The organism is Nonomuraea sp. NPDC004580 (assembly GCF_040609855.1).
GTDB lineage: Bacteria > Actinomycetota > Actinomycetes > Streptosporangiales > Streptosporangiaceae > Nonomuraea > Nonomuraea salmonea.
The window spans coordinates 1-8,807 of sequence record NZ_JBEXLH010000118.1; the positions used below are offsets into that span (position 1 = coordinate 1).

Annotated in this window: 3 protein-coding genes and 1 pseudogene; all 4 read right to left on the reverse strand. The window is 73.9% G+C overall.

Annotated elements, in window-relative coordinates:
* Nucleotides 1-236 precede the first annotated feature (236 nt).
* Nucleotides 237-1,382, reverse strand: coding sequence for an amidohydrolase family protein (locus ABZW11_RS45795; protein WP_355432728.1), 1,146 nt, complete (start codon nucleotides 1,380-1,382; stop codon nucleotides 237-239).
* Between the two features lie 115 nt (nucleotides 1,383-1,497).
* The gene (locus tag ABZW11_RS45800) at nucleotides 1,498-4,902 is read right to left on the reverse strand and encodes a phosphodiester glycosidase family protein (RefSeq protein ID WP_355432731.1); all 3,405 of its coding nucleotides are present in this window, start codon (nucleotides 4,900-4,902) and stop codon (nucleotides 1,498-1,500) included.
* A 63-nt stretch (nucleotides 4,903-4,965) separates the two neighbouring features.
* Nucleotides 4,966-7,062, reverse strand: coding sequence for a hypothetical protein (locus tag ABZW11_RS45805; RefSeq protein WP_355432734.1), 2,097 nt, complete (start codon nucleotides 7,060-7,062; stop codon nucleotides 4,966-4,968).
* A 67-nt stretch (nucleotides 7,063-7,129) separates the two neighbouring features.
* Nucleotides 7,130-8,807 (reverse strand): annotated as a pseudogene (locus tag ABZW11_RS45810) (hypothetical protein); the annotation flags it as partial.

Genomic DNA, 8,807 nt, shown 5'->3' on the forward strand with positions numbered 1-8,807 from the left:
GTCGGCGCCTCCTGCCCGGACACGCGGGGCGCCGCGTGCAGCTCGCGGCGCAGGGCGACGGCCGCCGGCAGCTCCCGCCGCAGGGCGGCCCGCAGCGCCGCCTCCAGCCCCGCCGCTCGATGTCCGTTCCCGGCCGCTCGTGCTGCCCCCGTCACCATCTCTCCTCTCCCCTGAAACTGTGCAATGTCCGCATACGTGCCCTTATGGCCGTCCCATACCCGTCCCAAAAGGAACCGTCAGCCGCCCAGGCCGTACACGCGGCGCGCGTTCTCCGCGCCGATCATGGTCGCGACGTGCACCGCCTGCGCCACCGACCACTCCTCCTCCAGCACGAACTCCCCGAGCACCCGCGCCATCCCCCTCCGCCACATCAACGCGCCGAGATAGTGCAGCTCGGCGGGCCCCCACGCGTCGGACGAGTAGAGGATCTTCGCGAACGGCGCCACCTCCAGGCTCTCGGCCAGCAGCGCGGAACCGCGCGCCCCGACGTGGGTGAGCGCCAGCCCCACGTCGAAGAACACCGCCGGGTACGCCTGCGCCAGGTACCCGGCGTGCCGCTGGAAGGGGTAGCAGTGCAGCAGCAGCAACGGCACCCCGGTGGGCTCGGCCAGCTCGATCAGCCCGCGCAGCAGCAGCGGGTCTGACCGCTTGAGGTCGATGTCGGGGTCGCCGTACCCGATGTGGAACTGCAGTGGCAGCCCCCGTTCGAGCCCCGTCCAGATGAGGTGGCGCACGAGCACGGAGTCGCGCAGCCGCCCGCCCTCCTCAAGCCACCGCCCGGCCGCCGCGGCCACCTCGTCGGCGGACGGCGGCGCCGGGTCGAAGTCGAGCCCGCACCGGTAGGCGGCGACGGTCTTGAGCCCGCGGGCGTCCCCGGTCCGCTCCCACAACGCCTCGGCGAACCGCCGCCCGAACTCCCCCGCCCCGCACCCGGCGGCGGCGAGCTGCTCGGCCACGCTCTCCAGCCGCACCACCTCGTCGGCCGGCGCCCCGCTCGCCTCGGCCATCCCGGAGGGGCCGAGCAGCTCCTCGGCGCGGTAGCCGGTCTCGACCAGGAAGTGGCCGACGCCGGACGCGCCGAGCAGCAGCCGGTTGGCCTCGTGCGCGCCGATCCTGGCCCGCCTGGCGAGGTACTCCTCCGGCGCGCAGAACGGCTCCAGGCCGAGTACGGGCGCGCAGTGGCGCAGCACGGCGAACCCGAGCTGGGAGTCGAAGCGGGTCATCCAGTCGGGCACCGGCCGGTCGGACTCGCCGAGCAGCTTCTCGAACGCGGTGCGCGACAGGTCGTGCGAGGTCGCCCCGTGCACGTGGTGGTCCACCAGCGGCAGTTCCTCCAGCACGCGAGCCAGCCCGGCGGGCACGACTTCGAGCTCCATCGACATCGCCGGTCCTCCCGATCAGACGGCGCTGAATCGATCTCGTACCCGCCCGCCGAGGCCCCCAACACAGGGGCGGGCCCCCGGGAGACGTTCCCAGGGGCCCGCTGAAAGGGGAAGGTCAGGCGGCGGCCCTGGCGGTCAGGGCCACCGTCACCTGGCGGGTGACGCCGTTGACGGTGACGGCCACCGTGACCTGGCCGGGCCGGAGCGCGGTGAGCGTGCCGGTGGCCGGGTCGAGGACGGCGACGTGCCGGGGCTTGGCAGAGGCACGGCCGCCGACATGCAGGTTGGGCGAGCCCGACCAGGTGACCGACACCGGGTAGGCGGCGGGCACCGTCCGTCCGTCCTGGACGACGGACGCGCTGACGGCGGCGGGCCTGCCGACCGCCACGCTCGCGGGCGCGGTGAGCGTCAGCTCGTCCACGTGCGGGCGCACCTGCGTGCCGATCCAGGTGGGCGCGTCGGTGAACCAGCTCCGCCTGACCAGCTCGGCCTCGGCCTTGCTGACCGGGTCGACGCCCCAGAGCGACCAGCCGGTGAAGCCGCCGTCGCCGGGCGCGGTGGCCGGATTCTTGCCGGAGTTGCCGTTGATGAAGTACGGCACGGCGTCCACGTGCTCGGCGTGGAACGTCCCGACGTGCCCGCCGATGAACGCGGCCCCCTTGCCGGTCTCGCGCTGGAAGGCGGCCAGCCAGTCCTCGACCAGCGCGGCCTCCTTGCGGTCGCCGAGCTGGCTGCCCCTGCCCGGCGTGGGGTCGCGCGGCGGCACGTGGAACAGCACCGCGACCGACCCGATCGAGGAGTCCTTCGCGGCCTGGTCGAGCTGGTCGCGCAGCATCGCCACCTGGTCGAAGCCGCCGCCCCTGAGGGTCAGGCGCGAGGTGTCCAGCGTGATGAAGCGGGTGCCCTTGTGGTCGAAGGTCCGGTACGTGTCGCCGAAGACGGCCTTGAAGTTGTCGATCTGGCCGCCCATCACCTCGTGGTTACCCGGGATGTAGTGATATTTCAGCGTCCCGCCGAGTTCCTCGTCGAGGATCTTCTTCGCCAGCGCGAAGTCCTCCGGCGACGCCTCGTCCACCAGGTCACCGTTGATGAGCAGGAAGTCAGGCTCGGCGGCCTTGATCTCACGCAGCGTGCGCCGCGCGTTCTTCACCAGGTCGCTGTCCGGGTCCCTGGCCACGAACTGCGCGTCCGACATGACCGCGAACCGCCACGGCATGTCCGCCACGTCCGCCTTGACCACCGGGTCGGCGACCTTGGGCGCGGCCGGGGCCTCCACCGACGGCGGCACCTTGGCCACCAGCCCGTCGATCATGATCTCGTTGGTGTACGAGGCGCCGGCCTTGGTCTCGGCGACGTAGAAGCGGCGCAGCTTGAGCGGGTAGTTGACACCCGGCGGCACCGGGAACTCGACGTAGCGCCAGCCGGTCCACGTCATGTACGGCCCGCGCAGGATCTGCGACTGCCCGAGCCCGTCGTAGAACTCCAGACTGGGCCACTCGCCCTTGCCGGTGGAGTTGATCCACAACCCGAACGCCTGCGGCTGCCCCTCGACGACCAGTTCTCCGGGCGGGCCGGCGTAGGCGGCCCTGGTGGCGGTGGAGGTGGTGAAGTCGTAGGAGAGCTTCAGCCCGCCGCCGTCGTGGCCGGGCGCGGCCGACAGCGAGCCGGTGGCGCGGGCGGCGGCGAACGTCCACTTCGCGGCGTCCTCGAAGTCGGCGACCTGCTTGTCCTCGAACCCGACGGTCACCGGCACGGCGGTGCTGAGCTTGCCGACCTTGGCGGTGATCAGCCCGGAGCCGGTGGCCTGGCGCGCCTTGACGGTGAAGGAGCCGTGCTCGGCGGCGGTGACCTCGAAGAGGTTCTTGTCGTAGGAGAGCTTGAGGTCGGCGGGCTCGATGGGCGCGGAGTTGCCGTTGCGGTCATAGCCGACGACGCCGAAGGCGGCCGTGCCGTCCTGGCCGGCGATGCCGACGCGGTCGGCGGTGGCGCCGAGCCGCTCCAGCGGCTGCAGCACGGTCAGCTCGATCTCGCCCTTGGCCTTGCCGCGGGCGGCGGTGACGGTGGTCCGTCCCGGCAGCAGGGCGTGGAAGCGGCCGTCGCGGACGACGCCGTGCACGGCCGGCTTCGCGCGCCAGGACGGGGTGCCGGCGGCGGGGCCGTACGTCTCGTCGTAGCCGGCGGCGGTGAGCCGCCTGGTCAGGCCGGGGAAGACGCGGTCGGGACGGCCGCCGCCGACGGGGGCGGCGCCGGGCGCCTTGGCCGGGTCGGAGGCGGTCTCGACCCAGAAGCCCTTGAGCTTGCCGCTGCCCTCGGGCGCGTAGAGAGCCAGGCCGTTGGGCACGTGGCGCTCGCCGCCGTCGGACGGGCTGTTCTCCACCTGCACGTCGGCGGAGCCTGGCTCGCGGGCCAGCATCGTGGAGGAGCCGCCGCCGTCGAGGTTGAGCGCGTCGGCCGCGCCGAGCTCCTTCATCATGGCGGCCAGCTCGTTCAGGGTGACGCCGCGGCTGTCGGCCTGGCGGCCGTCCACGGTGAGCAGGTACATCTTCCTGCCGTCGGCGGAGAAGCCGACCGCGGTGCGCGGGTGCGCGGCGTTGTCGGTGGAGTTCTGCACGACGCCGTCCTTGAGCAGCACCCAGTTGCCGCCGACGGCCGCCTTGACGGACGTGCCGTCGGAGGACCTGGGCTGGTACTTCACGTCCACCTCGTCGCCGGGCTTGAGCGCGGCCACGGCGGCGGCGCCCGCGTCGCGGCCGAGCAGGATCGTGCTGCCGGCCGGGACGGGGCCGCTGCCCGCGGCGTCGCGTACCTCGGAGACCACCCCGTCCACCAGCACGGCCTCGGCGACGGCGGTGGCGCCCTCGACGGCGCGGGCCCGCGTGTACGAGCCCCACAGCGGCGTGAACAGCCCGACGCCGTCGCGCTGGACGATCTGGTTGAACTGGGTCAGCGTGATCGGCGCGCCGCCGGCGGGGGTGGCGGTGCCCTCGAAGTACATCGCGAGCACCCGGCCGACGCCGTCGCCGGAGATCGCGACCGCCTTCTCGTGGCCGGCGATCGGCGACTGGACGAGCGTGCCGTTCTGCACGCCGATGCCCTGGGCGGCGCCGGAGTTGTTGATGTCGAAGAAGTCGCCGTTGACGGCCGCGACCGCGCGCGAGCGCCTGGCCGGGCCGGACAGCGGCTCGGTCTTCGACACCTCGCCGGAGAAGACGTAGTCGGCCTTGACGCTGCCGAGGTCGGCGGTGACGGCGTCGGCACGCAGCCAGCCGAGCTCGTCGAAGGTGTCGAAGGAGGTCAGGGAGATGCCCGGCGCGACCGGCCGGGTGGTCTTGGCGGTCTCCAGCCGCCGGCCTTCAGCGGCCCCGGCAGTGGTCCGGGCGAGCAGCGTGGAGGAGGCGGGGTAGGACGACGCCTGGGACGCGTCCTCTGCGGGAGAGACGGGATCGGCCTGCGCGGGCGCGCTGATGGCCACGGGGGCTAACACGAGCGCGGCGGCGGCCAGCAATCGGAGGGTCTGCACGCCCCGAATGCAATCGCTCGTGGTTATAACTTTCAAGGCTTTGGCATGAACTAAAAGAAAATTTCAGATCTTGGAGGCCACGCGCTCTCCCACGGCGTCCCCCGGAGGCTCCTCCTCCTGCCCGGCCAGCTCCGGCAGCCGGACGCCCGCGTGCAGCAACAGCGGCACCGCCAGCGCCACCACCATGGACAGCACCGCCGTCCCCGAGTCGTTGACCAGCATGCCGACGACGCCGCTGGCCAGCGCCCCGAGCAGCCCGGCGCGCAGCATCGGCAGCCGCTCGAACGCCAGCGGCACCACGCCCGCGCTCACCTTGCCGGGCCGCAGCACGGCGAAGATCAGGAAGATCAGCCCGGCCATGACGATCGGCATGAGGTTGGGCGAGAGCAGGGTGTTGAGCATGGCGCCCAGCTTGCGCGCGATCATCGGCAGGAACGTGCCGTCGAGCACCATCCCCACGAACCTGCCGAGGTGCGTCTGCGCGGCCGGCGGGCGCAGGTGGTCGAGGACGGCGATGACCGACACGGCCACCCCGCCGAGCACGCAGAACCCGGCCAGCTTCAGCAGCGACACCTTGCGGCCCGCGACCAGCAGCGCGGTCACCGCGATGCCCGGCACGAACGCGATCACGCCGCCGAAGTCGCTGCCCACGCCGGGCCAGCCCGCCAGCAGCATCGCCACCACGCCGGACACCACCACCCCCGCCACGGCCGCGCGGCGCCGCCCGGCGCGTACGAGGTGCTGGGCGGCGATCGCCGAGCACATGAGGACGGAGGTGACGAGCAGCGCGAACGGGATGTTCGCCAGGCCGTAGAAGCGCCCGCCGACCACGGCGGTGTAGCCCATGAGGGCGTTGAACTGCAGCGTCGTGCCGGTCAGCAGGTCGGCCACGAGCACGGCCGCGGTGATCGCGGTGACCGCGGCGGGCGGGCCGAGCGGGTCGCGCCGCCACGGGCCGAGCAGCGCCACGGCGGCGATCGTGGCCGTCATGGCCAGCACCGCGCCGATCAGCGTCGCCACCGGGTAGGGGCTGCGGTCCCACGGCAGCACGTTCACCGCGTACGTCGCGACGGGCACGCAGGCCGGCACGACCGCGACGGTCCCGACCAGGCCGAGCCGCCGGCGCTTCGACAGCAGGAGGTACGCCCCCACGTAGAAGGCCACCTGGAGGATCGCGTAGGCGGTGAAGAACCAGCCGGTCATGCCGCGTACGGAGGTGCCCGCGACGTCGGCCCTGACCAGGTCGGCGGGCGTGACGGGGTCGCCGAGCCGCCACGGCACCCCGACGACGCCGGACGGCGGCGTGATGCCGGCGGCGCCCAGGAGCGTGGGCGTGATGTCGGGCAGCACCACGAGGTCGTCGCGCATGGTCGAGCCGGCCCCGATCGACGGCCCGGCCTCGCCGGTGACCGCGTCGGTGCCCGCCCGCCGCCACAGCACGGCGCGCAGGTGCGGCACCGAACCGTGGTCGCCGATGCCGGCCAGCACCACCTCGGTGTCCGCGGGCAGCCGGTCGAGCGCCGCGCCGACCTCGGCGTCGGCCTGGCGGGCCAGCTCGCGGCGCTGCTCGGGCGAGATCACCTCGGGCTCCTGCGGCAGCCTGCCGTCCTCGAGGTACGGCTGCACGAGCGCGGCGACGTCGACGGCCAGCACCCGGCAGCGCGACCAGTCGGACAGCCCGGCGGGCTCGGAGGCGTAGAGGTCGACCCTGCCCTGCTGGTCGGCCAGCGCCACCGCGGCGCCCCTGCCGACGGCGGCCGTGCAGTGGCCCGCGGCGTGCACGGCGCCGCCGAGCGCGCCGGCGTACATGCCGTTGGTGGTGGCGCGCAGCTCGGGCACCTCGGGCACGACGGCGCCCGCGCCCTGGGCGATCGGCTCGGGCGGCAGGCCGCAGCGGCGGCCGACGGCCTGGCGCACGCCCGCCGACACGCTCAGCCACCCGTCGTACGGGCAGGTGACGGTGCCGACGGCCTTGACCGAGAGCGACCCGAGCGCGCTCTGCCCGGCCAGCTCCCACATGCGCGGGGTGTCACGCGGGTCGAGGTCGTCCCAGAGCAGCCCCGGCACACCGATGAAGGCGACCCTGCCGCCCTCGGGGGCGGCATCGGCAGCGGGGGGCGTGACCCATAACCCCGCGAACAGCACCACCAGGAAGAGCACCCACCGCACTGTCAGCCCCCATGGCTCACCGACTCCAGACCGCGGGACACCCTACAGTGCGGGACCGTCAGACGGCGCGCTCGACGGTGATGAGCCTGGTCAGGGCCTCGTCGTAGAGCGGATCCAGCCAGTACGCGGTGTGCCGGCGGGTCTCGGGCAGCGGCTCGCCAGGGCCGGGCCTGCGCGGGTCCCAGCAGAACCGGTCGACGGCGTCCTGCTCGCCGCCCGCCAGGGGGTCGACGCGGCGGAAGGCGGGGCCGCCGATGGGGTCACTGAGGCGGTAGAGGTTGCACCACGTCACCGCCTCGCGTACCGCCGTCAGTCCCCTGTCGCCGAAGTAGGCGGGGAAGTAGGCGGCGTACAGGCGGCGCAGCGGCGAGCCGTGCGTGAGCAGCCGCACGCGCCGCCGGGTCTCCGGATCGAGCTGCAGCACCACCGCGGCGGCGATGACGCTGCCCTGGCTGTGCCCCGACAGCACGACCTGGTCGCCGTCCTTCGCGGCCAGCCGGCGAACCCTGGCGACCAGCTCGGGCACGACCCGCTCGGTGTAGCAGGGCGGCGCGAGCGGGTGGATGGCGCGCGGCCAGAACGTGGCGATGTCCCACAGGATGCCGATCGTCCTGCGCAGCCGGGCGTCGCTGTACGTACGCCGCCCGACCAGCACCAGCGTCACCACGGCCGCCACCATGACCCAGCCGCCCGCCGAGGCGAGCATGCCCGAGACGCCACCTCCTGGAGTCAAAGGACCGAGCCGGTGCAGCACGGTCACCACCACCGACCCGGCCGCGCCGAGCGCGGTGAGGACGCCGAGCACCAGCCCGGCCCGGTCGGTGAGCGCGGCCAGCGCCCACGCGCTCGCGACCGTCTCCGCGTCGTCGCGCTCGCCGTAGTAGGGCTTCAGCGCGGGCGCCAGCCGGGCCGCCGCCGCCTTCCTGATCAGCCAGAGCACGCCCGCCATCGCGAGGAGGCCGAACGCGAGCAGCGGCACCAGGGCCGCCGTCCACCAGGCGGAGTCGTCGATCAGCAGCGCCCGCTCCAGCGGGCCGGGCTCGGCGGCGGTGCCGGGGACGCCGAAGAACGCGGCGGTCCAGAACAGCAGGCCGAGCGCCAGCACGTTCGCGGCGCCCACGGCCACCATGAGCACGAACCAGGCCGCCATCCCGGCCATCGCCCGCGGCCCGCCCTCCTCGTTCCTGGCGGCGCGGGCCAGGACGAAGGTGGTGACCAGGAGGAACAGCCCGAGGCCGACGGTGAGGGCGTACTGGAACGCTCCAATGCCGACGCCGGGGAGTTGCCAGGCGAGCGTGCCACCGTCACCCGGCTCCAGACCCGCCAGCGCGGCGCCGGCGGTGGCGACGAACGCCATCGGCGCCGCCATCCGCAACACCCGGCACGAGGCGTCGAGCAGGACCGGCGTGCGCCGCTCCGCCTGCGGATCGACCCGGCGGGCGATGCCCGGCAACGTCACCAGCACGGCGGCGGCGACCAGGATCGCCGCATTGGCGACGGTCAGCACGAGCCCCACGGCCGTACCGGCGAACGGCGCCGCCACCGCCACGCCGATGGACGCGACGGCGAAGGCCACATGCACCACCCGCAGCCGCCACACCGGCGCCCCGCCATGCCACAGCCTTGGCCTCCCCAACAGCACCCCGCCACCGGGCCGCCCACCACCACCCGGCCGCTCCCCTACGCGCGCATCGCCCGGCTGCTCCCCCGCGGCCGGTGCGGGGGGTGGGGTGTCG